The sequence below is a fragment of the Bradyrhizobium sp. Ken51 genome (genome assembly GCF_055807435.1).
The window spans coordinates 657,209-679,733 of sequence record NZ_JBVVPB010000001.1; the positions used below are offsets into that span (position 1 = coordinate 657,209).

At 64.5% G+C, this 22,525-nt stretch carries 18 protein-coding genes; 6 read left to right on the top strand and 12 right to left on the bottom strand.

The genetic code is table 11. The features are described 5' to 3' along the window. Window positions 1–55: 55 nt before the first annotated feature. From AC0L27_RS02910 to AC0L27_RS02920, 3 genes are read left to right on the top strand one after another with little or no spacing between them, the layout of a single operon-like run. The gene (locus tag AC0L27_RS02910) at window positions 56–1,381 is read left to right on the top strand and encodes an ABC transporter substrate-binding protein (RefSeq protein ID WP_354056709.1); all 1,326 of its coding nucleotides are present in this window, start codon (window positions 56–58) and stop codon (window positions 1,379–1,381) included. Window positions 1,382–1,386: 5 nt separating this feature from the next. Continuing rightward, window positions 1,387–2,316 (top strand): carbohydrate ABC transporter permease, encoded by a 930-nt coding sequence (locus AC0L27_RS02915; protein ID WP_473317951.1) that lies wholly within the window; start codon window positions 1,387–1,389, stop codon window positions 2,314–2,316. Beyond that, on the top strand, window positions 2,313–3,137 hold the full coding sequence (locus tag AC0L27_RS02920; protein ID WP_018457162.1) for a carbohydrate ABC transporter permease: 825 nt from the start codon (window positions 2,313–2,315) through the stop codon (window positions 3,135–3,137). The genes AC0L27_RS02915 and AC0L27_RS02920 overlap by 4 nt, the downstream gene beginning before the upstream one ends. Here AC0L27_RS02920 and AC0L27_RS02925 read toward each other — a convergent pair whose 3' ends face one another. The 3 genes from AC0L27_RS02925 to AC0L27_RS02935 all read right to left on the bottom strand — a co-directional run bounded on the left by AC0L27_RS02925 (window position 3,138) and on the right by AC0L27_RS02935 (window position 6,093). Beyond that, entirely contained in the window at window positions 3,138–4,793 is a 1,656-nt protein-coding gene (locus tag AC0L27_RS02925) for a regulator (protein ID WP_275170381.1), read from the bottom strand. A gap of 10 nt (window positions 4,794–4,803) precedes the next feature. Beyond that, on the bottom strand, window positions 4,804–5,505 hold the full coding sequence (locus AC0L27_RS02930) for a cysteine hydrolase family protein (protein WP_354207289.1): 702 nt from the start codon (window positions 5,503–5,505) through the stop codon (window positions 4,804–4,806). Between the two features lie 393 nt (window positions 5,506–5,898). Beyond that, window positions 5,899–6,093 carry a hypothetical protein gene (locus AC0L27_RS02935; RefSeq protein WP_354207291.1) on the bottom strand — a complete coding sequence of 65 codons (195 nt, stop codon included), beginning with the start codon at window positions 6,091–6,093 and terminating at the stop codon, window positions 5,899–5,901. A 177-nt stretch (window positions 6,094–6,270) separates the two neighbouring features. Between AC0L27_RS02935 and AC0L27_RS02940 the strand changes: the two genes are divergently transcribed. Next, on the top strand, window positions 6,271–9,747 hold the full coding sequence (locus tag AC0L27_RS02940; protein ID WP_354254017.1) for an indolepyruvate ferredoxin oxidoreductase family protein: 3,477 nt from the start codon (window positions 6,271–6,273) through the stop codon (window positions 9,745–9,747). 125 nt (window positions 9,748–9,872) lie between these two features. Here the strand turns inward: AC0L27_RS02940 and AC0L27_RS02945 are convergent, their stop codons facing one another. The 4 genes from AC0L27_RS02945 to AC0L27_RS02960 all read right to left on the bottom strand — a co-directional run bounded on the left by AC0L27_RS02945 (window position 9,873) and on the right by AC0L27_RS02960 (window position 14,823). Continuing rightward, complete coding sequence (locus AC0L27_RS02945; protein ID WP_354207295.1) at window positions 9,873–11,597, bottom strand: FAD-dependent oxidoreductase; 1,725 nt, start codon at window positions 11,595–11,597, stop codon at window positions 9,873–9,875. A gap of 59 nt (window positions 11,598–11,656) precedes the next feature. Next, entirely contained in the window at window positions 11,657–12,676 is a 1,020-nt protein-coding gene (locus tag AC0L27_RS02950; RefSeq protein WP_354207297.1) for a S1C family serine protease, read from the bottom strand. 91 nt (window positions 12,677–12,767) lie between these two features. Beyond that, a complete protein-coding gene (locus tag AC0L27_RS02955; RefSeq protein WP_354207299.1) occupies window positions 12,768–13,217 on the bottom strand; it encodes a gluconate 2-dehydrogenase subunit 3 family protein in 450 nt (149 codons plus the stop codon). 7 nt (window positions 13,218–13,224) lie between these two features. Then, window positions 13,225–14,823 carry a GMC family oxidoreductase gene (locus AC0L27_RS02960; protein WP_354207301.1) on the bottom strand — a complete coding sequence of 533 codons (1,599 nt, stop codon included), beginning with the start codon at window positions 14,821–14,823 and terminating at the stop codon, window positions 13,225–13,227. Between the two features lie 196 nt (window positions 14,824–15,019). Between AC0L27_RS02960 and AC0L27_RS02965 the strand changes: the two genes are divergently transcribed. Beyond that, window positions 15,020–15,808, top strand: coding sequence for a thermonuclease family protein (locus AC0L27_RS02965; RefSeq protein WP_354056721.1), 789 nt, complete (start codon window positions 15,020–15,022; stop codon window positions 15,806–15,808). Between the two features lie 217 nt (window positions 15,809–16,025). Here AC0L27_RS02965 and cyoD read toward each other — a convergent pair whose 3' ends face one another. From cyoD to AC0L27_RS02985, 4 genes are read right to left on the bottom strand one after another with little or no spacing between them, the layout of a single operon-like run. Beyond that, entirely contained in the window at window positions 16,026–16,415 is a 390-nt protein-coding gene (gene cyoD, locus AC0L27_RS02970; RefSeq protein WP_007594086.1) for a cytochrome o ubiquinol oxidase subunit IV, read from the bottom strand. Next, a complete protein-coding gene (locus AC0L27_RS02975) occupies window positions 16,412–17,053 on the bottom strand; it encodes a cytochrome (ubi)quinol oxidase subunit III (RefSeq protein ID WP_275170372.1) in 642 nt (213 codons plus the stop codon). Before AC0L27_RS02975 ends, cyoD begins: the two co-directional genes overlap by 4 nt. Beyond that, window positions 17,053–19,053 (bottom strand): cytochrome o ubiquinol oxidase subunit I, encoded by a 2,001-nt coding sequence (gene cyoB, locus AC0L27_RS02980; RefSeq protein WP_473301801.1) that lies wholly within the window; start codon window positions 19,051–19,053, stop codon window positions 17,053–17,055. Before cyoB ends, AC0L27_RS02975 begins: the two co-directional genes overlap by 1 nt. Further along, window positions 19,043–19,876 carry a cytochrome ubiquinol oxidase subunit II family protein gene (locus AC0L27_RS02985; RefSeq protein ID WP_354056725.1) on the bottom strand — a complete coding sequence of 278 codons (834 nt, stop codon included), beginning with the start codon at window positions 19,874–19,876 and terminating at the stop codon, window positions 19,043–19,045. Before AC0L27_RS02985 ends, cyoB begins: the two co-directional genes overlap by 11 nt. 254 nt (window positions 19,877–20,130) lie before the next feature. Between AC0L27_RS02985 and AC0L27_RS02990 the strand changes: the two genes are divergently transcribed. Then, window positions 20,131–20,931 carry an SDR family NAD(P)-dependent oxidoreductase gene (locus AC0L27_RS02990; protein WP_354207308.1) on the top strand — a complete coding sequence of 267 codons (801 nt, stop codon included), beginning with the start codon at window positions 20,131–20,133 and terminating at the stop codon, window positions 20,929–20,931. 186 nt (window positions 20,932–21,117) lie between these two features. Here the strand turns inward: AC0L27_RS02990 and AC0L27_RS02995 are convergent, their stop codons facing one another. Continuing rightward, entirely contained in the window at window positions 21,118–22,455 is a 1,338-nt protein-coding gene (locus tag AC0L27_RS02995; RefSeq protein ID WP_354207310.1) for a PQQ-dependent sugar dehydrogenase, read from the bottom strand. Window positions 22,456–22,525 lie beyond the last annotated feature (70 nt).

The window sequence follows — 22,525 nt, forward strand, 5'->3', positions numbered from 1 at the left end:
CGGCACGGCCGCTAGTATCCCTCCCAAACAAAACGAGTCATCCGGGAGGGATATAGTGGCTGACCATCAGATTTCGCGTCGTACGCTCTTGACGGGCACTGCCGCAGCTGGCGCGCTCAGCCTGACGGGACTGCCAGCCCGCGCGGAGGTGAACTGGAAGAAATACGCCGGGACCAAGCTAGAGGTGATCCTCGCCAAGGGCCCGCGCGGCGACAACCTGCAAAAATACGTCAAGGAGTTTACCGAGCTCACCGGCATCCAGGTCGAGGCGGAGCAGATTCCCGAGCAACAGCAGCGCCAGAAGGTCGTGATCGAGCTCACCTCGGGCCGGCCGAGCTTCGACGTCGTCCATCTCAGCTATCACGTGCAGAAACGGCAATTCGAGAAAGGCGGCTGGCTCGCCGACCTCACGCCTTACATGAAAGACCCGACGCTGACCGCGCCCGATCTCGTGGAAAGCGATTTCTCGGCCGCCGGCCTGCAATACGCCAGGAACGACAAGGGCCAGATGCTGTCGTTGCCGTGGTCGGTCGATTATTTCATCCTGTATTACAACAAGGAGCTGTTCCAGAAGAAGGGCGTCGCCGTCCCCAAGACCCTCGACGAGATGGTCGCGGCCGCCGAGAAGCTCACCGATGCCAAGGAAGGCACCTACGGCTTTGTCGGACGCGGCCTGCGCAACGCCAACATGACGTTGTGGACCAACTTCTTTCTCGACTATGGCGGCGAATTCCTCGATGCGAAGGGCAACATCCTGACCGACGGTCCGGAAGCCATTGCTGCAACCAAGCTCTATCAGACATTGTTGACTAAAGTCGCTCCGCCCGGCGTCGCCGGCTTCAACTGGATGGAGTCGATGGCCTCGTTCACGCAAGGACGTTCGGCGATGTGGATCGACGGCGTCGGCTGGGCGCCGCCGCTGGAAGACCCGGCGGCCTCGCGCGTGGTCGGCAAGGTCGGCTACACCGTCGTGCCGGCCGGTCCGAAGGGACAATATTCAGCGACCTATGGCGACGGCATCGGCATCGCCGCGGCGAGCAAGAACAAGGAAGCCGCCTATCTGCTTTGCCAATGGGTTGTGTCGAAAACGCAAGGCGCCCGGCTGTTGCAAGCCGGCGGCGGCGTGCCGTTCCGCAACTCGATCCTGAACGATGCCGAGGTCCAGAACGGCGTGAAGATGCCCAAGGAGTGGCTGCAGTCGGTGATCGATTCCGCCAAGGTCAGCAAGCTGGGCCTGCCCGTCGTGATTCCGGTCGCCGAATTCCGCGATCTCGTTGGCGCGGCGATCACCGCGACCCTTGCCGGCGCCGATCCCGCGACAGAGTTGAAAAAGGCCCACGAGCAGTACCGGCCAATCCTGGAGCGCAGCGAAAAGGCGTGAGTGCGATCATACAGGCTAATCCGGCAGCGGCACCGTCAGATGCCGCGCCGGAGAAGGAGTTGCGGCCGCCGTCGTACCGGCCGTTCGTGGTGCCGGCGCTCATCGTCGTGCTCGCCATCATCATCTTCCCGTGGGTCTTCACGATCTGGATGAGCCTGAACGAGTGGAAGGTCGGCTCGGCGACCACCTTCGTTGGACTGTCCAACTATCTGCGGTTGACGAGCGATCCCCGCTTCATTGAGGCGATCGGACATACAGTGGTCTACACCGCACTCTCCGTGCTGCTGCCGCTCGTGCTCGGCACGTTTGCGGCCGTGGTGTTTCACCAGAAATTCCCCGGCCGCGGCTTTCTGCGCGGCGTTTTCATCATGCCCATGATGGCGACGCCGGTGGCGATCGCGCTGGTCTGGACCATGATGTTCCACCCGCAACTCGGCGTGCTGAACTATCTGCTGTCACTGGTCGGAATCCCAGCGCAGCTCTGGGTGTTTCATCCCGCGACCGTCATTCCCTCGCTGGTGCTGGTCGAGACCTGGCAATGGACGCCGCTGGTCATGCTGATCGTGCTCGGCGGCCTCGCTGCGATCCCGACCGAGCCTTACGAAAGTGCACAGATCGACGGCGCCAGCATCTGGCAGGTGTTCCGCTTCATCACCCTGCCGCTGATCATGCCGTTCCTGTTCATCGCCGGCATGATCCGCATGATCGACGCCGTGAAGAGCTTCGACATCATTTTCGCAATCACCCAGGGCGGACCGGGATCGGCGTCGGAGACGATCAACATCTATCTCTACAGCGTCGCCTTCTCCTATTACGACCTCGGCTACGGCTCGGCGATTGCGGTCGTGTTCTTCCTGCTGATCGTTCTGCTTGCCGCGGTGATGCTCTACGCCCGCCAGCGCATGCTGTGGACCGAGATCGCGAGCGGCACATGACCCCACGTCAGATCATCGGCAAGATCGGCCTGTGGTTCTCGGTGTTCGTCATCGTGTCCCCGGCAATCCTGTTCTTCCTCTGGATGCTGTCGCTGTCGCTCAAATTCGAGATCGACAACGCCGCCTACCCGCCCGTGTTCTTCCCCGAGCATGTCGCCTGGAAGAACTATGCCGACGTGCTCGCCTCCAATCGCTTCCTGACCTATTTCATCAACAGCCTGATCGTGACCGGCAGTGCGACGTTGCTTGCGCTGCTTGTCGGTGTCCCCGCCGGCTACGGCATCGCGCGGATGGCCGCGCACAAATCCGCGATCGTGATCCTAATCGCCCGCATCACGCCGGGCCTATCCTATCTGATCCCGCTGTTTCTCATGTTCCAGTGGCTGGGACTGCTCGGCACGCTGGTGCCGCAGATCATCATCCACCTGGTGGTCACGGTGCCGATCGTGATCTGGATCATGATCGGCTATTTCGAGACGACGCCGATGGAGCTGGAAGAAGCAGCCCTCATCGACGGCGCCACGCGCTGGCAGGTCTTCCGCCATGTCGCGCTGCCGATCGCCAAGCCCGGCATCGCGGTCGCCTTCATCCTGGCCGTGATCTTCTCCTGGAACAACTTTGTCTTCGGCATCGTGCTGGCCGGACGCGAGACACGGACCCTGCCGGTCGCTGTCTACAACATGATCTCGTTCGACCAGTTGAGCTGGGGGCCGCTCGCCGCCGCCGCGCTGATCGTCACCCTCCCGGTGCTGCTGCTCACGGTGTTCGCCCAGCGACAGATCGTCGCCGGGCTCACCGCTGGTGCCGTCAAGGGCGGGTAGCTACTCCGCCGGTGCCGCATGCATGTCCGCATGCGGCATGTAGGGCTCGCTCGCACCGAGCTTGCTGGCTGCAAACAGCCCTGCCGCCATCACGGCATAGGCGAACGCGACCGCGGGCGTGACGCCAAAGCCGCCACCGATGCCGACGGCTTCGCCGTGCATGAAGCCGAAGTAGGTCAGGACCGCACCAACCAGCGCGAATGCCGAGGCTTTCTCGAAGTCGCGCTCGATGATGAAGACGCCGATCGCACCCAGGATCAGGCCGCCGAGGATGGAGCCGCCGCCCATCACTTCGAGTCCGTGATAGAACACGCCCTGCTGCGGCAACGCGGCGATCGCGGCAGCCTTGACAGCGTCGGCCTTGTCGGCGGCCATTCCGCCGACGCTCGCAGCCGCGTTCATGGTCGAGCCCAGCATCGTGTCGATCTGGAGCTTGGCCCACGCCGCCAGATGCGGGGTCAGCGCCAGCACGATCGCGGGCGCGTGCTTGACCGGCGTGGTCTGGAACGCCTGCGCGCCAATGAGCATGCCGATATAGAGCAGGATCGGCGAGATCGCGACCACCGGCACCAGCGCCAGCAGCACCGAGATGATGCCGAACCAGGCCAGCACCACCACCATGATGCCGGTCGCGGCCGAGTAACCGATGCGCCCGCCCATCGCCTTCCAGCCGGGATGGCCGATATAGACGGCGTTGATGAAGGGATTGCCCATCAGGCAGCCGATCAGACTGACGACGCCATCGGCGGTGAGCACGCGCGTGGTCGGATATTCGTCGCCGGCCGCTTCCGCGCTCTCGACATTGTCCATGGCCTCGACGAGATCATAGATGCCGAACGGAATGGCGGTGACCAGGATGATTCCGAGGAATTCGAAGCCGGAGAAGACATAGCCTACCGCCGGGATCGGCACCGAGAAGCCGAAGTTTGCGAAGGCATCGCCGACGCCCTTGACGCTGAGACCGCCGAGACCGAGGCCGAACAGGTTCGAGCCCCAGGCGATGACCATGCCCACCGCGATCGCAACGAGACCGGCGGGAATGCCGCGCCAATATTTCACGCCTCCGAACCAGCTCACCAGGATGATGGCGAAGCAGACCAGGCCAATCTGTGGCGTCATGTACATTTCGAGCGCCGGCCGCATCGAGATGAAAGTGACGGAGACGCCGGCGAGCGTGCCAAGCAGCGCCGCGCGCGGCGTGATCTTTCGAATGAAGGGCGCGATGAAGCCGCCGATCATCAGGATGAAGCTCTGGAAGAACACCCAGACCAGGCCCGCCGACCAGCCCTTGAGCGGATCACCGGTCTTGATCGTGATCGGCAGCATGATCACGAAGGTGACAATGAACATGTGCGGCACGCTGACGCCCGAAGGCAGCGCGCAGACGTCGTTGCGGCCGGTCTTCTGCGCCAGACGATAGGCGAGGTATGCGTAGTAGAAGGTGGAGAGACACATCATCAACCCGAGCGCGGGCAGGATACGGCCGAACACGAGACTGTCAGGCATCTTCAGCACGAAGCGCAACAGGCCCGTGAGCACCAGCATGTTGACGAGGATGTTGGTGCCGAAGCCGAAAAACGCGTTCCAGTCGCCCGGTGTCCATAGTGCCGGCTTGAACTCGGAGGTGCCGGCCGTCCCCGTCGTGCCTGTGCTCATCGTGATGCCCCTACGCTGATGTGGAAATCTTCATCGCCTCCAGAACCGCGGCTGAGCTTGCGACCCAGCCGAAGATGCCGCCCTGGGCCTTGATCATCTTCAGGCCCATCTCGTGAAACTCAGGAAAGTAGGACGCGCAGCCGTCGGAGATGACGACGCAGCGATAGCCGCGGTCGTTGGCCTCGCGCACGGTGGTGTTGACGCACACTTCGGTGGTAACGCCGCACACCAGCAGATTCTCGATGCCGTATTTCTCCAGCACGTCGGTGAGCTCGGTGGCGTAGAACGCGCCCTTGCCGGGCTTGTCGATCACGATCTCGCTGTCGAGCGGATAGAGCTCCGGGATGATGTCGTGGCCGGCCTCGCCGCGAATGAGAATGCGTCCCATCGGACCGGGGTCGCCGATGCGCAAGGATGGCGCGCCGCGCTCGACTTTCGCCGGCGGCGCGTCGGAGAGATCGGGCAGATGGCCCTCGCGCGTGTGGATCACCAGCATGCCGGTATCCCGCGCAGCCTTCAGCACCGCACCGATCGGCTTCACCGCGCGCGCGAGCTGGCTGACGTCGTTGCCCAGCGTCTCGCCGAAGCCACCGGGCTCCATGAAGTCGCGCTGCATGTCGATGATGAGGAGCGCGGTGGCGGGCCAGTCGAGCTTGACCGGCTCCGGCTCGGCGCTGATGACACCCAGTGTCGGCTTGGTTGAGCTCAACATGACTCAAGGCCCCCGCGAGAACTCTCTCTTCAGGAGTTCTGCAAGCGCCATGCCATTGTGTACAATTGGAGTTGAGCCGACGGCGCAGGAAAATTCACTGCACTGTCAGAACGTTATTGGAAAAGCCGGGGTCTGCTTATTCGCTGTGCGGCGGCTTTGCGACGTGCATTTGCCCAAAGGATGAGCGCTCTCCGTCGTCATTCCGGGGCGACGCGTAAGCGTCGAACCTGGAAGCCATCGGGCGGCTAAACACGCGGTGAAATGGATTTCCGGGCTCGCGCTACATGCGCCCCGGAGTGACGAACGTGGCGTTAGCGACCCGCTTCACAGCTGCCGATTCTGCTCCCCATAAGGCGCGCAAGAGGCCTTCAGCGTCGCCATGTAAAGCGACCTTCAGGTCTTGAGGATCACGGGGTCGACCAGCGGCTTGAGTTCGCGAAGATGTCTGTCGAGGGCTGTCGGCGCACCAACGATATCGGCCATGCCGCGCAATACATCTGCGTGGAGCATCAGTCGCGGGTGGTGCCATGGCCCGATCAGCGCCTCAGCCGTCTCCGTGATTTCGGTATTGAACGCGCTTGCAGCCATCGTGTTCTCCGTGAGCAAGCCATGACCAGCAGGAGCGCCACGGATGCGGTGAGCGATATTGACTTCGTCTGCGCATGCCTTTGACTGTCACAATTCGCGTCGCGCAGCCGCTCCTCCCTCCCGCAGCGCAAACCCCAAGTCGAATAAGAGCCGAAACAAAAGACGAGGACTTCTGAAATGACGCTGATGCAGGTCGAGCTGGACGACAAATACCGGCTCGAATCGAAGCGGATCTTCCTGTCCGGCACGCAGGCCCTGGTCCGGTTGCCCATGTTGCAGCGCGAACGCGACCGACTTCAGGGCCTCAACACCGGCGGTTTCATTTCGGGCTATCGCGGTTCCCCGCTCGGCATGTACGACCACGCACTGTGGCGCGCGAAGTCACACCTCCAGCAGCACGACATCGCCTTCGTCCCCGGTCTGAACGAGGACCTGGCGGCGACCGCCGTCTGGGGTAGCCAGCAGGTCGGCCTGTTTCCCGGCGCCAAGGTCGATGGCGTGTTCGGCATCTGGTACGGTAAGGGGCCCGGCGTCGATCGCTCGGTCGACGCGCTCAAGCATGCGAATGCCGCCGGCACCTCGCTCAATGGCGGCGTGCTCGCGCTTGCCGGCGACGACCACGGCTGCCAATCCTCAACACTGGCGCACCAGAGCGAACAGGTGTTCGCGGCGGCGCTGATCCCTGTCATCAATCCGGCGACGCTCCAGGACTATCTCGATCTCGGCCTCTACGGCTTTGCGCTGTCGCGCTTCTCCGGCTGCTGGGTCGGCTTCAAGGCGATCAGCGAGACGGTGGAGAGTTCGGCCTCGATCTACAGCGATCCCGAACGCATTCGGATCAGGCTCCCCGACGATTTCGAGATGCCGCCCGGCGGCCTCAACATCCGCTGGCCCGATCCGCCGCTCGACGCGGAGAGGCGCCTGTTCGGCCCGAAGATGGCGGCGGTGCAGGCCTTTGCGCGCGCCAACCAGCTCGACCGCATCGTGCTCGACTCCAGACCGGCACGCCTCGGCATCGTCGCGACCGGCAAGGCTTATCTCGATCTGCGGCAGGCGCTGGCCGATCTGGGCATTACCGACAAGGACGCGCAGGATTTGGGCTTGCGCATCTACAAGGTCGCACTGACCTGGCCACTTGAGGAAAGCGGGGCCAAGCGCTTCGCCGAAGGACTTCAGGACGTGCTGGTCGTCGAGGAGAAGCGCGGCTTCATCGAAGACCAGCTGATGCGCATCCTCTATAATATCGATGCGTCCAAGCGCCCGACCGTGACGGGAAAACGCGACGAGCGCGGCGCACCGCTATTGCCGAGCGAGGGCGAGCTGACGCCGACCCTCGTTGCATCCGCGCTGGTGGCGCGGCTGCGCAAGCTCGGCCACCACAGCCCGGTGCTGGAGCAGCGCCTCGCCCGGCTCGAAGCGTTCGACACTCCTGTTCCGGCCTCCGCGCAAATCAAGCTCGCGCGCACGCCGTTCTTCTGCTCGGGTTGCCCGCACAACACCTCGACGCGCGTGCCCGAGGGAAGCCGCGCCATGGCAGGCATCGGCTGCCACGGCATGGCTTTGAGCATGCCGACCCGCCGCACCGATCTGATCTCGCATATGGGCGCCGAGGGCGTGAACTGGATCGGACAAGCGCCCTTCACCACCGAGCAGCACATCTTCCAGAATCTCGGCGACGGCACCTACACCCATTCCGGACTACTTGCCCTTCGCGCGGCATCGGCCGCCGGCATCAGCATCACCTACAAGATCCTCTACAACGACGCCGTCGCGATGACCGGCGGCCAGCCGGCCGAGGGCGCCTTCAACGTCGCCCAGATCGCGCACCAGGTCTGGGCCGAGGGCGTCAAGCGCCTCGCGATCGTCTCAGACGATCCCACCAAATACCCTGAAGCCAACTACTTCCCGCAAGGCGCGACCGTCCATCACCGCCGCGAGCTCGACGCCGTGCAGCGCGAGCTGCGAGACATCAAGGGCCTTACGGTCATCGTCTACGACCAGACCTGCGCCGCGGAAAAGCGCCGCCGCCGCAAGCGTGGGCTGTATCCGGATCCCGCCAAGCGCGCCTTCATCAACGAGCTCGTCTGCGAAGGCTGCGGCGACTGCTCGCAAGCGTCCAACTGCGTCTCGGTGCAGCCGCTGGAGACCGAGTTCGGCCGCAAGCGCCAGATCGACCAGTCGAACTGCAACAAGGACTTTTCCTGCGTCGAGGGGTTTTGCCCGAGTTTTGTCACCGTGCACGGCGGCACGCTCAAGCGGATCAAGACCTCGGCGGTGGACTCAGGCCAGTTGTTTGCCGACCTGCCGCTGCCACCCGCGCGTGAGCTGGATGCGCCCTACAACATCCTCGTCACCGGCATCGGCGGCACCGGTGTCATCACCATCGGCGCGCTGCTCGGCATGGCCGCCCATGTCGACGGCCGCGGCTGCTCGGCGCTGGACTTCACCGGCCTGTCGCAGAAGAACGGCGCCGTGATGAGCCATGTACGCATCGCCGCGAAGCCGGAGGACATCTCCGCGGTCCGGATCACCACCGGCGGTGCCGACGTCATCCTCGGCTGCGACATGATCGTCTCGGCCGGTCCCTCCGCACTCAGCCGCGCCGAGCGCGGCGTGACCAAGGCCTATGTCAACGCCGACCTGCAGCCGACTGCGAGCTTCGTGCAAAACCCCGATCTCGATTTCGAGATGGGCGCGATGCAGACGGTGCTGCGCGATGCCGTCGGCGATAAGAACCTCGACATCATCGATGCCACCGGCATTGCCTCCGCGCTAATGGGCGATTCGATTGCGACAAATCCTTTCATGCTCGGCTTCGCCTTCCAGAAGGGCGCGATCCCGCTATCGCTGGACGCGTTGCTCCGCGCCATCGAGATCAACGGCGCCGCGATTGAAATGAACAAGCTCGCCTTCACCTGGGGACGCCTCGCCGCCCACGACATGTCGCGGGTGCGCAGCGTGCTGCAATTCAGGAGCCGGGCATCCGCGCCGACGAAGTCGCTCGACGACATCATCGCGACGCGCGCGGAGTTTCTGACCGGCTATCAGGACAAGGACTACGCCGACCGTTACCTCGCCGCCGTCGCCAAGGTGCGCAAGGCGGAAGCAGCTGCCTCGCCCGCGTCCACGGAGCTGGCCGAGGCCGTCGCGAAAAACCTGTTCAAGCTGATGTCCTACAAGGACGAGTACGAGGTCGCGCGGCTCTATACCGATGGCAGCTTCTCCAAGAAGGTCTCGGAGAAATTCGACGGCGACTTCAAGCTGAAGTTCTATCTGGCCCCGCCGATCTTCGCACAGCGCGACAAGACCACCGGACATCTCCAGAAGAAGGAATTCGGCGGCTGGATTATCCATGCCTTCCGCGTCCTCGCCAGGCTGAAATTCCTGCGCGGCGGCGCGTTCGATCCGTTCGGCCGTACCGAGGAGCGTCGGACCGAGCGGAAGCTGGTCGCGGATTATCTCGGCATGATCGATCAGCGGATCTCCGGGCTGAAGGCGGAGCAGATCCCGCTGCTGACGAGGCTCGCGCGGCTGCCGGAGACGATCCGCGGCTTCGGTCATGTCAAGGAAGCCAACATCAAGCTGGCGGCGGCGGAGAAGGCGCGGCTGGAAGCGGAACTGGAGAACAGCCGGTTTGCAGCGGCAGCGGAGTAGCTGTCGGAGGTGCAAGCTCTCTCCGCGTCATTGCGAGGAGCCCTTGCGACGAAGCAATCCAGACCGCCACCGCGGAAAAAATCTGGATTGCTTCGCTGCGCTCGCAATGACGGCAGTGGTGACGGCTAGACCAACGCTGTGGCCGTACTCGCCCCGGCCACACTCCCCTCCGCCAGATGCCGCCCCGCGATGTACCCGAACGTCAGTGCCGGACCGAGCGTGATGCCCGGCCCGGGACAATTGCCGTTCATGATCGAGCCCATGTCGTTGCCGCAGGCGTAAAGCCCCGCAACCGGCGTGCCGTCCTCGCGCAACACGCGCGCCTGGGCATCCACCTTCATGCCGATCGCCGTGCCGAGATCCGCCGGATAAATCCGCATCGCAAAGAACGGCGCGCAGAGGATGGGCGCGACGCAGGGGTTCGGCTTGTGGCTGATATCACCGAGATGTCGCTGATAGATGGTGCTGCCGCGACCGAATTCCGGATCACGGCCCTCCTTCGCATCGGAATTGTAGCTCGCGATCGTCGCCGCGAGTGTAGACGGCTTGATGCCGATCTTCGCTGCGAGCTGCGCGATATCAGCGGCCTCGACCAACTCCCCACTCGCCACATAACGCCGGACACTGCGCGTGAACGGCTTGATGCGGCCAAGTCCGTAGCTCCACAGGAACGGGCGGTCGCAGACCAGATAGAACGGCCGGTCCGGTTCGCCGTCCCCATCGCGCAGCATCGCGAGCACAAACTCATGGTAGGACAGCGCCTCGTTGACGAAGCGCCGGCCGGCCGCATTGACCGCGATCACGCCGGGCTTGGCGCGGTCGGTCACGGTGTGCGGGAAAACGCCTCGGCTTCCATCGGCGCGCCGGAACAGCGAGGCCGGCACCCAATAGGCCGGGCTCGTCGCATCCGTATTGAGCGCTGCGCCGGTTGCAGTCGCAAGGCGGAGCCCGTCGCCCGTAGCGGACGTGTGGGTCGCCGAGATGAAGCCGGCCGCGGGTGGGAAGAAGCGTTTGCGCAAGGTGGCGTCGTGCGAAAAGCCTCCGGTCGCGAGCACCACACCGCGTCGCGCGGCAATCAGCCGATCGCGCGCGCCGTGACGGATGACCACGCCGCCGACGCGCTCGCCCTGCATCGACAAATCCTCGACGTCCGCGCTGAAGAGGATCTCGACCTGGCGGGCCAGCAGCGAGGCATACAGCCGCGCGGCGAGCGCATTGCCGAGATGCAGCGTCGTGCCGCGCGGGCTCCGCAGCCGCTGCCACGCATACTCCGAAACCAGCCGCGCCGCGCGAACAGTCGAGCCCAGTGATTTTCCAACCCGGTGCAGATGCGGGATGTCGCGGCGGTTGACCATCATCCCGCCGAACCGCGTGAACTCCGGCAGCGGCGCGCGCAGCCGCGCGAAATGCGCGCCCAGCCGCGTGCCGTCGAAGACGACCGGCTCGAGCACGCGCCCGCCCGGCGTCGCGCCCAATCGCTCCGGATAATAGTCCGGACAGGCCTTCACCGGCTGGAGGCGCACTTGCGTGTTGGCTTCGAGATAGGCGACCGCCTCCGGTCCGCGCGCGAGGAAGGCGGCGCGAAGGCCCGCATTGGCGGGCTCGGGCACCGTGTTCGACAAATATTGCACGGCGTCCGTGACGCTGTCGGAGAGCCCCGCCTCTTTCATCTTGGCATTGGCGGGAATCCAGACCATGCCGACGGACCATGCGGTGGTGCCGCCGACGAAAGCGGTCTTCTCGATCACCAGCACGCGCAGGCCTTCAGCGGCGGCGACGGCCGCGGCCGTCATGCCACCGGCGCCGGCGCCGACGACGATGACATCGTAGGTCTCATGCGCCGGCATCATGCGGCGGGGTTCCCGAGGCGAGGCATGACACCGTCATACTCCGCTTGGGCGGCCACACGCTAGCGCGCCGGCTTGCGCTCGACCGGGTCGATATCGATCGCCCGCAGGCGGCCGAGCCGCAGCACGTCCATGGCCAGCCGCCGGCCGATCCGGTCGCGGTCGAGCACGCGGATCAGATCGTCCACGCCGTTGATCTCGACGCCGTCGAGGCCGATCACGACATCACCGGACAACAGGCCCGCCTTCGCCGCCGGTCCGTCCGGCTCGATTTGCGCCAGCAGCGCGCCCATCTTGTTCTCGACGCCGGCCAGCACCGCGTGCCGCCGCGGGATCGGCGCCGTCTGGCCGGCCACGCCGATATAGGCGCGACGGACATAGCCGTGGCGGATGATCTCCGACAGCACGAATTGCGCGGTGTTGCTGGCGACCGCAAAGCAGATCCCTTGCGCGCCATTGATGATCGCCGTGTTGATGCCGATCACCTCGGCATTCGACGATACCAGCGGGCCGCCGGAATTGCCGGGGTTGAGCGCAGCATCGGTCTGGATCACGTCCTCGATGGTACGGCCGCTGACCGAGCGGATCGAGCGCCCGAGCGCCGAGACCACGCCGGCGGTGACGGTCGATTCAAAGCCGAGCGGATTGCCGATCGCGATCACGAGCTGGCCGCGCCGCAAGGTCTTGGAATTGCCGAGCGCCGCATAGGGCAAGTCCCGCACACCGTTGGCGCGCAGCAGCGCAAGGTCAGTATCGGGATCGACGCCGAGCACCCGGGCGTCGCCGACATGGCCCTCGACGTCGCGCAGCCGGATCTCCTTTGAGGAGCCGACCACGTGGCTGTTGGTGAGCACGAGCCCGTCCGGCGAGATCACGATGCCCGAGCCGAGCCCGCCGCGCTCGCGGCCGTTCGGCACCTTCGGTCCGGTCTCGACGCGCACGACGGCAGGACCGACGCGGTCGGTCACGTCGATCACGGCATTGGAATAGGCGTCCAGCAGGGCCCGGTCATCGACCGGAGCGGCCGTTTCCGTTCGCGATGACGCGGCGTCATCGACGGTATCTGAGGTGAAATCCAGCATGATAGGAGTCCTTGAGGCTCACACAGATGGTGGCCTGCTCCGCGAGGCGCAAGGGACCCGCCCGGGGCGCAAGGCTGGACTGCCCAGGTGGCTAGGGCGCCCGTCGCAGCGTGCCTGCCCTTGCCTTGACCGGATCGAGCAGCGACCAGTCTCCCTCCGGGAGCACATAGCCCTTGGGAAATGGCGCGCGTAGTTCGAGCCCGAGCGAGCGCAGCACCCGATCGTCGCGGTAATAGCATTGCAGCACCACGCGGACGAGCGTGGCCGCAGCCGCACCTCCGGAACTGCGAAACTCCCGCGCCACCGCATCGCGCCGGGCAGCATCGAGCTCGGCGAACGGTCGGCCCGCGAGCCGCGCCAGATGGTCCAGCGCCGCCGCCACCAGTTTGGCGTCACGCCCGAGCGTCGCCAGCATGTCGGCCTGGATCGCGGGGTCGTCGGCGCCGGGCACCTTGTACTCATCGCTGGCGGGAACGATCATCGCGGCGATAGCGCGGAGGTCGTCGCGCTGGTTGCGTGTCAGTTGATTGTCTGCGGACATGGCGGCCTCAATCGAACAAATTGGCGAGGCGCTGCTTCATCTGATCGGCGATGTAGAGCGCGAGGGCCTGAATGGTGGACGTCGGGTTCACCCCGCCCGACGTGACGAAGATGCTGCCGTCGACGATGAAGAGATTCTTCACGTCGTGCGAGCGGCCCCATTCGTTGACGACGGAGCGTTCCGGGTCGGTGCCCATGCGTGCCGTGCCGAGCAAGTGCCAGCCGCCCCACGGGATCGGCGAGTTGACGCAGATGTCGCTCGCCCCCGCGGTTTCGAGAATCTCCCGCCCGCGCGCCAGCGCATGCTCCATCATCTTGCGGCTGTTCTCGCTGATCGTGTAGTCGATCCTCGGCGCGGGAATGCCGTGGCCGTCCTTCAAGACCGGATCGAGCGTGACCCGGTTATGCTCCTCTGGCAGGTCCTCGCAGATCGCGGAAAACCCGAGCCGGTGGCCGTTGAGCTTGCGGAAGACGCGGTGATGATCGGCGCCCCACGGCAGGATCCCCTTCTGCTCGCTGACGACAGCCTCGAACACCGGCCCAGCGCCGCGCACGAACTGAACGCCGTAGCCGCGGACGAAGCCGCGCGACAGGTCCGTGTCGTACCATTCCTTGCTCCACAGGCAGGTCGGCGGCGCGCGGTTGCTATCGGTCGGCTCCTTCACATAGCCGTAGATCTGCGCATAGGGATGGAACATCAGGTTCTTGCCGACGAGGCCGGACGAATTGGCAAGCCCGTTCGGAAAGCGGTTCGACGCTGAGTTCAGCAGCAGCCGCGGCGTGCCGACGCCATTGCAGGCGATGATGACGACATGCGCCGGCTGGAACTGCTCGACGCCGTCCTTGTCGTAATAGACCACGCCCGTGGCCATGCCGTTCTCGTCGGTGGTGATCTCGCGCACCCGGCAGTGCGTACGCAGTTCGACGCCGGCGCGGACCGCATGCGGCCAATAGGTGATGTCGGTCGAGGACTTCGCACCCTGCGCGCAGGCCGGCGTGCAATGGCCGAGATTGATGCAGCGCGCGCGGCCCTCGTAGTCCATGGTCGCGACCGTCGTATCCGACGGCCACCAGTGCCAGCCGAGCTTGTTCATGGTCTTGCCGATGATCGCGCCCGACAATCCCATCGGCTGTGGCGGCATCGGCGGATGCGTCAGCGGTGAGAGCGGGTCACCCGAGAGGCCAGACGTGCCCATCATCCGGTCGTTCTCTTCGAAGAACGGGGTCAGCGCGTCGTAGTCGATGGGCCAGTCTTCGGCGACGCCGTCGAGCGTCCTCACCTTGAAATCGGAGGGATGCAGCCGCGGCCAGTGCGCGGTGTACATCACCGTCGAGCCGCCGACCGCATTGTAGTTGACGACCTTGATCGGCGAATTGTCGTCGTTGATCGGATAGTCCTCGGGCCGGCCGCGGACGTTGGGGCTGGACGACCACTCGCCGTAGAACTTGGCCTCCCAGTCCCGGCCCGTGCTGGGATATTCCGCCGGGTTCATCCAGCCGCCCTGCTCCAGGCAGAGAATATGCATTTTGGTCTCTGCCAACGACCACGCCACCGCCGCGCCTGAAGCGCCGGCGCCGATGATCAGGACGTCCACGGGGTCTTTCATCGCGAAATTTTCCTCCCTTCGCCGCTTCCCGGGCGATTCGGCCTCCGCTCCGCAAGGCCGGCGAACGATAGGATCAGAGCTACGGCCGAGTAAAGCCACGAGGCCGGAATGTCGCACTTCCCGGGGCGCAGACCATTGGTATCGCCACATCCGGATGCTAGGAACAAGGCGCACGAGCCATCGATAGCGAGACCTTATGTCCTTCCGAAAATCCTTTGCCAGCGCCCGCGCTTTTGCGCTCGTCTCCTTTCTTGCCCTGTCCGGATTTCTGGGCACCTCCGGCCCCGCCTCCGCGCTGACCGCCGCCGCGACGGTCCGCGACGGCAACGCCATCCAGCTCGGCGACGTCACCTACCGCCTCGACGGCGTCGACGCACCCGAGCTGGACCAGGTCTGCATCGACGATCACGCCGATCCCTGGACCTGCGGCATCGAGGCCCGCGACCAGCTCGCCAAGCTGATTGGCAAGCGATCCGTGCGCTGCGACGATGTCGGACCGGAAAAGAGCTTTGGCAAGCGGCACCGCGCGATCTGCACGGCCGAGGGCGATAAGACCAGCTTGAACGAGCAGCTGGTCAAGCTCGGCTATGCCATTGCCCGCGAGCCGGTCAAGGCGAACGTCAAGTCGGCCGCGGCCGACGCGAAATCAACCTCGGCCGGAATCTGGAAGGGCTGCTTTGTTGCACCGCAGGAATTCCGCACCGGCAAGAAGGACGGCGCGCTCCTGGGCGCCGCCTGCCGCGCCGACCGCGACAAGGAGATTCGCGCGGTGTTGTTTCCCGAGGATCTGACGATGCCGCCGAGCTGTGGCATCAAGGGCAAGCTTGCGGTGCGCGCGCGCGTCACCGGCAATATCGGCATCTACCATTTGCGGGGCTGCCCGAGCTACCCCGCGACCACCAAGCCGGACCGTTGGTTCTGCTCGGAGGATGACGCCCAGGCTGCGGGCTTCCGCAAGGCCTACAATTGCCGGCGGCCGAAATAACGAAGCCCATCACGCAGCCGTGAGCGGCAGCCGGAGACAGTATTCATCCGGAATTGAACTCTATCGGGAGTTGCTGCATTTGTAAGCGTACGCAAGCGCTTTGCGCGAGCGTTTCCTTGGCGGCAATCCGGCTTCGGTCCGATTGCTTTGCCTGGGCGTTTCCTCCCTAGACTTGGGCCGCTTGTCACAACAAGCGGCTCTTCTTTTTTGTGCGCTCCTAGCGGCGCATCGGCATGATCTGATCCATCGCCGGCATGTTCGCATTCAGATGCGCCATGATCCAGACGGTGCCGCCGACCACCAGGAACACGACCAGCAGCCCGAACGCCAGCGCCAGCACGTTATTGGTGTTGTCGGGGCCGGTGGTGATGTGCAGGAAGAACACGAGGTGCACGCCCATCTGCGCGATGGCCAGCACGATCAGCGCGACGGGAATGGAAGGCTGCCAGACCAGATCGGTGCCGGCGATGAAGAACGAGGTCGCCGTGAGCAGCAGCGCAAGCACGAGGCCGACCACATAGCCGAGGATCCTGGTGCCGACACTGTGTTGTTCTTCCTCGCCCGGCGCGAGGTCGTGTTCGGTCCGCATATGTGCCTGATCGCTCATACGCCACTCCCAAGCAAATAGACGACGGAGAAGACCCCGACCCAGACGATGTCTAGCGCATGCCAGAACAACGCAAAGCACATCATCCGGCGCAGCACGTCGGCACGAAAACCCTTTGCGAAGACCTGGGCCATCATGGTGAGGAGCCACAAGATGCCGGCCGAGACGTGGAGGCCGTGGCAGCCGACCAGCGAGAAGAACGCTGTGAGGAAGGCGCTGCGCGACGGGCCATAGCCTCGCGCGACGAGATCGGCGAACTCGCGAAACTCAATGACCAGGAAGATGAGGCCGAGCAAACACGTCACCGCCATCCCGAGATAGAACCAGAACCGGTTGCGCACATCGGCCGCGATACTCGCCATGCCACAGGTGAAGCTCGACAGCAGCAGACAGACCGTCTCGATCGCGACGTTTCGCTGCTCGAATATCTCCGAACCCTTCGGGCCGCCGGCGGTCTGGTCGGCCAGCACCGCGTAGGCCGCAAAGAAGCAGGAGAACATCACGATGTCTGAGAGCAGAAATATCCAGAAGCCATAGGCGGTCACGATGCGCTTCGGCGCCGGGCCGGGATGCTCGATGACGAGCCCGATGTGATGGGGATCGGCGTGCGCACGGCCGGCGGTCGCGGTCATTGACATCAGACTGTCCCCGCCATGCTGACAAGATTGCGCCGCTCCTCGAGATTGACGCGGTCTATCGCCGCGACTTCGTCGGCCGGAATGACGTATTCGTCATGGTCGCGCCAGGCGAACACGACGAAGGTCGCGAACGCTCCGATGCCGCCCAAAATCACCATCCACCAGATGTGCCAGATCAGCGCAAACCCCATGACGGTGGCGAAGAACGCGCAGACGAATCCGGTCGGCGAGTTCCTGGGCATCTCGATGTCCTGATACTCGGGCGCATCATGATCGAGCGATTGCTGCTTGGCATGAGCCTTCATGTCCCAATAGGCATCCTCGCCGCGCACATCGGGATTGAAAGCGAAGTTGAAAACCGGCGGCGGCGACGACGTCGCCCATTCCAGTGAGCGGCCGTCCCAGGGATCGCCGGTGCGATCCCGCAGGGCCTCGCGGTTGCGGATGCTGACCACGATCTGCACGATCTGGCAGATCACGCCAATCGTCAGCACGGCCATGCCGACGGCTGCGACCAGCATCCAGGGCCGCCACGCCGCGACGTCATAGTGCTGCATGCGCCGTGTCATGCCGAGCATGCCAGCGACGTAGAGCGGGATGAAGGTGACGTAGAAGCCGAGGAAAGTGAACCAGAACGCGAGCTTGCCCCAGCGGTCGTTGAGGCGAAAGCCGAACGCCTTCGGGAACCAGTACTCGAATCCGGCGAAGGCGCCGAAAAGCACGCCGCCGATGATGACGTTGTGGAAATGCGCGACCAGAAACATGCTGTTGTGGAGGATGAAATCGGCCGGCGGCACCGCGACCAGCACGCCCGTCAATCCGCCGATGATGAAGGTGACCATGAAGCCTATCGACCACAGCATCGGCGTCTCGAAGCGGATGCGTCCGCCGTACATCGTGAACAGCCAGTTGTAGATCTTCACCCCGGTCGGTATCGCGATGATCATGCTGGCGATGCCGAAGATGGCGTTGACGTCGGGGCCCGCGCCCATCGTGAAGAAGTGATGCAGCCAGACCATGAAGGAGATGACGCAGATCGCCATGGTCGCCAGCACCATCGAGCGATAGCCGAATAGCGCCTTGCCCGAGAAGGTGGAGACCACCTCGGAGAAGATGCCGAAGGCCGGCAGCACAAGGATGTAGACCTCGGGATGCCCCCAGGCCCAGATCAGGTTCATGAACATCATGACATTGCCGCCGGCCTCGTTGGTGAAGAAGTGGAAGCCGAGATAGCGGTCGAGCAGCAACATCGCGAGGGTGGCGGTCAGAATCGGGAAGGCCGCGACGATGAGGAGGTTCGAGGCCAGCGTGGTCCAGCAGAACATCGGCATGCGCAGATAGTTCATGCCTTTGGTGCGCAGCTTCAGCACCGTCGTCACGAGATTGATGCCGGCCACCAGCGTGCCGACGCCGGAGATCTGCAGCGACCACGCGTAATAGTCGACACCGACACCCGGCGAGTAGGACAGCTCCGACAGCGGCGGAAACGCGAGCCAGCCGGTGCGGGCGAACTCGCCGATCACGAGCGAGAGATTGACCAGCAGCGCACCGGTCGCGGTCAGCCAGAAGCCGACCGAATTGAGCGTCGGGAAAGCCACATCCCGTACGCCAAGCTGAAGCGGCACGATGAGATTCATCAGCCCGATGACGAACGGCATCGCCACGAAGAAGATCATGATGGTGCCGTGCGCGGAGAATATCTGGTTGTAGTGCTCCGGCGGCAGATAGCCCTGGGACTGATAGGCGACCGCCTGCTGGATCCGCATCATGATGGCGTCGCTGCCGCCACGCAGCAGCATCACCGACGCCAGCAGGATGTACATCACGCCGATCCGCTTGTGGTCGACGCTTGTGATCCATTCGTGCCAGAGATAGGGCAGATGCCCCTTCACCACGACCCAGGCCAGCACGGCGAGAATGCCGACCAACACCACGCCGCCTGCGATCAGCGGTATCGGCTGGTCGAACGGAATGGCCGACCAATCGAGCTTACCGAGCATCATGGCCTCCACTGTGCGACCGGCCTGCTTCGGATGCGAGCTCCGGACCCGGTCCTGGCGGAATGTGCTGGGTCGCGATCAGGTCGAACAGCCGGGGATCGTCGAGCCGGTAGGTCGGCCTGCCCTTTTCGATGCCCTGCTGCATCAACTTCTTGTAGCTATCCTCATTGAGGACAGCATCGCTCTTCGCCGTGGTCGCGACCCATTCCGGAAAGGCGAGCGGCGAGACCACGTTGACGTCGAACATCATGTCCGGAAAGCCGTCGCCGGAGAAATGCGCCGACAGGCCCTGCAGCTTGCCTTCGTTGTCGGCGCGCAGGTTCAGCTTCGTCACCATGCCGTTCATGGTGTAGATCATGCTGCCGAGCTGCGGGATAAAGAAGGTGTTCATCACGCTCGACGACGTCAGCTGGAAATTCAGTTCGGCGCCAGCCGGCACCGTCAGCGTGTTGATGGTGGCAATGCGCTGGTCCGGATAGATGAACAGCCATTTCCAGTCGAGCGAGACGGCCTGAATGCGGACCGGGCTGCCGGTGCCGGGCACCGGCGCTGCGGGATCGAGCTGGTGCGAGCCGATCCAGGCGACGCCACCGAGCAGGATCACGGTGAGCGCGGGGATCGCCCACACCACCATCTCCACCCGCCCGGAATAAACGAAGTCGGGCTGAAATTTTGCTTTGGGATTGGAGGCGCGAAACCAGAACGCGAAGGCCAGGATGGCGATGATGGTCGGCACCACGATCGCGAGCATGATGAAGACGGAATCGACCAGGATAGTGCTGTTGGCCGCAGCCACAGGCCCTTGTGGATCGAGCAGATTCATCGGCAAGCCACTGGCGGTTGGGAAGCCCCGGGACAGAGCCTAGCGCGGGAAAGGCTCCGCAACAAACGCGATCGTGCGAGGTCGGTTCCTGCGCAGCAGCAAGCCATTGGCGTGCATGTGCTTTCGCGCTGACGACGCAGCCATGCATGTTCGGCGGGACAGCGTGCATCCGATGCGACCATCAGGCGGCATGATCGGCCTTTGACCGCTGACAGCCCGTGCTATCGTAATGGAAAAGCAGGGAGAAAAACGTCATGCGTCTGAACGACAAGGTCGCCATCGTGGTCGGGGCCGGGCAAAGCCCCGGCGAAGGCATGGGCAACGGCCGCGCCACTGCGCTGACCTTCGCGCGCGAGGGCGCCAAGGTGTTGTGCGTCGATCATCATCTGGAATCGGCGCAGGAAACCGTCAGCCTGATCGCCGAGAAAAACGGCACCGCCGCGGCGTTCAAGGCCGACGTGACCAAGTCCGCCGACATCAAGGCGATGGTCGCGGAGGCACAGGCGCGCTGGGGCCGGATCGACGTGCTGCACAACAATGTCGGCGTCAGCCTGTCCGGCGGCGACGCCGAGCTGCTGCAAATCACCGAGGAGGCGTTCGACCGCGTCGTCGCCATCAATCTGAAGAGCTGCATTTGGGCGGCGAAAGAGGTGATCCCGATCATGCGTGCGCAAGGAAGCGGCGCGATCATCAACATCTCCTCGATGGCGGCGATCACCACCTACCCTTATGTCGCCTACAAGGCGACGAAGTCGGCGATGATCGCCTTCACCGAACAGCTCGCCTACCAGAACGCCGAATACGGCATCCGCGCCAACGTCATCCTGCCGGGCCTGATGAACACGCCGATGGCCGTCGACACCCGCGCCCGCGAATGGCACAAGACCCGCGCCGAAGTCGAAGCCGAACGCGACAGCAAGGTGCCGCTGCGCAAGAAGATGGGCACGGGTTGGGACGTCGCGAATGCCGCGCTGTTCCTGGCATCGGACGAGGCCAATTTCATCACCGGTGTGACGTTGCCGGTGGATGGCGGAGCGAGTGTGCGGAGGGGGTAGACATCCCAAGCACGCTGCTCTTCCTTCTCCCCTTGCGGGAGAAGGTGGCGCGAAGCGCCAGATGAGGGGTTGCATCCATGAACTCAACTGGCAAAGGGACTCGCGGATAGAACCCCTCACCCGTCTCGCCGCTGCGCGGCGAGCCACCCTCTCCCGCAAGGGGCGAGGGTGCACCTGCGCCGCGGCTCAGCGCACGCCTGTCACCCGCCAGATCGTCCCGTTGCCATCCTCCGACACCAGCAGCGATCCATCTTTCGCCACCGCAACTCCGACCGGCCGCCCCCACACCTCGGTGTCGCTCACCACGAATCCCGTGACGAAATCCTCGTACTCGCCGGTCGGCTTGCCGTGCTTCATCCGGATGCGGATCACCTTGTAGCCGGTGCGCTTCGACCTGTTCCAGGAGCCGTGCTCAGCGGCAAAGGCATCGCCCTGGTATTCGGATGGAAACTGCGTGCCCTGATAAAAAGTCATGCCGAGCGAGGCCGAGTGCGGCTGCACCAGCACGTCGGGCACTGTCACCTTGTCCTTGAGGTCCGGCCGCGCGCCGGCGTGGCGGGGGTCTTCATTGCCGCCGATATAGAACCACGGCCAGCCGTAGAACGCGCCTTCCTTCACGCTGGTCACATAGTCAGGCACGAGATCGTCGCCGAGGCCGTCGCGCTCGTTGGTCGAGCACCAGGGCAGCCCGGTCTGCGGCTGGATCGCAAGACCGACGCAGTTGCGGATCCCGGTGGCGTAGATCTTCCGCTCCTTGCCCTCGGGGGTAAAGGCGAGCACGGTGGCGCGTTCGGTCTCGCTCGCCCAGGCCGCACCGAGCGGCTGCGCTTTCGACCAGGCTTCCACGCCACCCGGCGGCGAGCCCATGCCCTCGGCAACATTGCTGAGCGAGCCGACCGATACCAGCATGCGCTTGTTGTCCGGCGTGAACACGATGTCGCGGGTAGAGTGGCCGCCGTCGTGCGGCAGGCTCGCCACGATCGCCTCCGCCTTGCCGCGCGCCTTTAGATCGCCGGCCTGATAGGGAAAGCGGACGACGCTGTCGGTGTTGGCGACGTAGACCCACTGCGGATTGTCGCCGTTCGGGAAAAAGGCGATGCCGAACGGCTGCCTCAGTCCGGCAGCGAACACCTCGTTGGTCGCGACCTTGCCTCCTTCGCCGGCGCGCAACACGCGGATGTTGCCCGCGCGCGTCTCGGCGACGAAGACATCGCCGTTCGGCGCCACGCGCACGATGCGCGGGGCGCGCAGACCCTCGGCGAACAGCTCGATCTTGAAGCCGGCCGGCACCTGAAGCGCCCCCTCCGCCGGGCGCGGCACCACGCGCGATGAACTCGCAACCGACCGCGTGGCCCCGGGTCTGACCAGATCCCGCGGCCGGATCAACCTGACCGTGCCGGGCTTGTCGGCCTGCCAATCGCCGTAGGCGTCCTTGCCTTGCAGCACCGGCTCCGCCTGTGCGCAGGTCGCGACAGCGACCAGCCATCCCGCGGACATCGCCACGAACGAAATCCTGTTCTTCACGTCGTTCCCTCCCGGCCGTTACGTCTGGCGTATCAACGCCGATCAACACGCAAACGTTCTGCGACAGGTC

What these genes read in the sequence shown, in the direction of transcription:
- AC0L27_RS02920 (WP_018457162.1), top strand. Translation starts at nt 2,313, where the DNA reads ATGACCCCACGTCAGATCATCGGCAAGATCGGCCTGTGGTTCTCGGTG.
- AC0L27_RS02925 (WP_275170381.1), bottom strand. Translation starts at nt 4,793, where the DNA reads ATGAGCACAGGCACGACGGGGACGGCCGGCACCTCCGAGTTCAAGCCG.
- AC0L27_RS02930 (WP_354207289.1), bottom strand. Translation starts at nt 5,505, where the DNA reads ATGTTGAGCTCAACCAAGCCGACACTGGGTGTCATCAGCGCCGAGCCG.
- AC0L27_RS02935 (WP_354207291.1), bottom strand. Translation starts at nt 6,093, where the DNA reads ATGGCTGCAAGCGCGTTCAATACCGAAATCACGGAGACGGCTGAGGCG.
- AC0L27_RS02940 (WP_354254017.1), top strand. Translation starts at nt 6,271, where the DNA reads ATGACGCTGATGCAGGTCGAGCTGGACGACAAATACCGGCTCGAATCG.
- AC0L27_RS02945 (WP_354207295.1), bottom strand. Translation starts at nt 11,597, where the DNA reads ATGATGCCGGCGCATGAGACCTACGATGTCATCGTCGTCGGCGCCGGC.
- AC0L27_RS02950 (WP_354207297.1), bottom strand. Translation starts at nt 12,676, where the DNA reads ATGCTGGATTTCACCTCAGATACCGTCGATGACGCCGCGTCATCGCGA.
- AC0L27_RS02955 (WP_354207299.1), bottom strand. Translation starts at nt 13,217, where the DNA reads ATGTCCGCAGACAATCAACTGACACGCAACCAGCGCGACGACCTCCGC.
- AC0L27_RS02960 (WP_354207301.1), bottom strand. Translation starts at nt 14,823, where the DNA reads ATGAAAGACCCCGTGGACGTCCTGATCATCGGCGCCGGCGCTTCAGGC.
- AC0L27_RS02965 (WP_354056721.1), top strand. Translation starts at nt 15,020, where the DNA reads ATGTCCTTCCGAAAATCCTTTGCCAGCGCCCGCGCTTTTGCGCTCGTC.
- cyoD (WP_007594086.1), bottom strand. Translation starts at nt 16,415, where the DNA reads ATGAGCGATCAGGCACATATGCGGACCGAACACGACCTCGCGCCGGGC.
- AC0L27_RS02975 (WP_275170372.1), bottom strand. Translation starts at nt 17,053, where the DNA reads ATGTCAATGACCGCGACCGCCGGCCGTGCGCACGCCGATCCCCATCAC.
- cyoB (WP_473301801.1), bottom strand. Translation starts at nt 19,053, where the DNA reads ATGCTCGGTAAGCTCGATTGGTCGGCCATTCCGTTCGACCAGCCGATA.
- AC0L27_RS02985 (WP_354056725.1), bottom strand. Translation starts at nt 19,876, where the DNA reads ATGAATCTGCTCGATCCACAAGGGCCTGTGGCTGCGGCCAACAGCACT.
- AC0L27_RS02990 (WP_354207308.1), top strand. Translation starts at nt 20,131, where the DNA reads ATGCGTCTGAACGACAAGGTCGCCATCGTGGTCGGGGCCGGGCAAAGC.